This is a genomic window from Microcoleus sp. D3_18_C2 (assembly GCF_036702395.1).
GTDB lineage: Bacteria > Cyanobacteriota > Cyanobacteriia > Cyanobacteriales > Microcoleaceae > Microcoleus.
This window is the reverse complement of sequence record NZ_JAUBTG010000007.1, coordinates 18,063-20,055: the sequence shown is the minus strand read 5'-3', so window position 1 is coordinate 20,055 and position 1,993 is coordinate 18,063. Positions and strand designations below refer to the sequence as shown.

Sequence of the window (1,993 nt, the reverse complement as noted above, 5' to 3'; positions counted from 1 at the left end):
CAGAAAAACCTGTAGCAACAAGTGAATCTGCTATCGAAAAACTGCCAAGTGAAGAGACTACATCTCCACCAGACAAACCACCAACCGATTCAGCAATTTCAACCGCCGAAGAACCCAGCGAAACTGCTGCCACCAACAATCCAAATAGCACAGCAGCCGCCAAAACAGATGCAGTTGCAGGCGAAACTGTTGCCACTCAAGAACCAAAAACAGGCGAGACTGTAGTTACTATTTCCCCAGATGCCAGCAAGCCAGAAGACGAAACAAATACTGACACTAGCAACGGGGAAGAAACAGAGAAAGAGAATTCAACTACTACAGTAGCAACAACTGAAACCCAAAAAGAACCAGAACCGACTACGGACAAAAAGTTAATTTCTCCCTTTACATCGGGGGTATTTACTACCGATGAAACTGGTCGAATCAGTATAGACTACACATTTGATGGTGGGAGGTTCCAAGGTGAGTTAGCTATTTTCAGTTTAGACGATTTAGACAAATTGGAACCAGGTTCGGAAGCATTCATTAAAGAAGTAGCGGCGCGTTCCTTAAGTAACTCTGTGAAAGGTCATGTAGTGATTAATGATGCTACAGAAGGTGCGCGGTTTTCCGGTTTGTTAGGAGAGAGTAATGCCAACGAAGGAGTCTACTTAGGAGTCAAGAGTTTTGCAGTAACTGCTGGGGGTAAATATGGGGTGATGTTGGTACCCAATGGTAGTGTAAAGTCTGTGTTTGATAATCCCACTGCTGGCGGTGCTCAACGTCCTTTATTTTCTATGGCAATGGCGAATCCTGTGGAGGGATTTCACTTTGGTCAAATTGCGGATGTCACGGGGGAAGGCAATACCTTTGTCATGGAGGATATGCGGTTAGATTCGGGGACTGACAGGGATTACAACGATATCATTTTCCAAGTGCGGGGTGCGACGGCAACAACTGCTTTGGTGGATAGTGTGATTAACCCCGATAAAGAGTGGCGGAAAACTGATTTGGGCAAGGCACTTATTGCTTATGCGAAACCTTACATTACCCCGGAAACAAAACCAAATGTAGATGCTGAACTATCCGATTTACTTGATGATTTAGAAACGGAAATTCTGAATCCATCAACTTCAGATATAGAGACTCCAAAAACTCCAGCGCCTGTCGCAAATACCGACACCAATACTACTGATGCAACCAAGGTTGTACCAACGGATAAGGTAGATGCAAATCCTACTACTCCAGCGGTGACGACTGAGGAAGAAGTCAAAGATATTGCGAATAATTCGGGTGATTCGACTCAGGTTGAAACTACCGACAAGGTAGATGCAAAGCCTACTACTCCAGCGGTGACGACTGAGGAAGAAGTCAAAGATATTGCGAATAATTCGGGTGATTCGACTCAAGTTGAAACTACCGAAAAGGTAGATGGAAAGCCTACTACTCCAGCGGTGACGACTGAGGAAGAAGTCAAAGATATTGCGAATAATTCGGGTGATTCGACTCAAGTTGAAACTACCGACAAGGTAGATACAAAGCCGACAACAGATGCGACAAATACACCAACTGCTGGCAAAGATACTGTGGCGGATTATACTGGAAAATTACCAGTTGAAAAAACGCCTCTTCCCGTAGCGACAACTGAGGTAAAAGACCAAGTTACCGAAGCACCAACAACGCCAACTTTGCCAGCTAAATCTACTACTGAGACGGAAGTTGCTGCAACGATACCAACTGAGAAAGTAGAAACTCAACCCGAAGTTTTGCCAGCGGAAACTCTGACAAAGGTAGAAACAAAGCCGTCAGTTTTCCCAGCGGAAAGTCAGGCGAAAGTAGAAACTCAACCCGAAGTTTTGCCAGCGGAAACTCTGACAAAGGTAGAAACTCAACCCGAAGTTTTGCCAGCGGAAACTCTGACACAAGTAGAAACAAAACCGTCAGTTTTGCCAGCGGAAACTCTGACAAAGGTAGAAACTCAACCCGAAGTTTTGCCAGCGGAAACTCTGACAAA

General features: G+C 44.9%; 1 protein-coding gene. It reads left to right on the top strand.

Annotated features, from left to right (window positions below; all coding sequences use genetic code 11):
* Positions 1 to 1,993 (top strand): DUF4114 domain-containing protein (locus QUA88_RS07005; protein ID WP_333271076.1); only part of this gene is annotated, 1,993 nt, incomplete at both ends.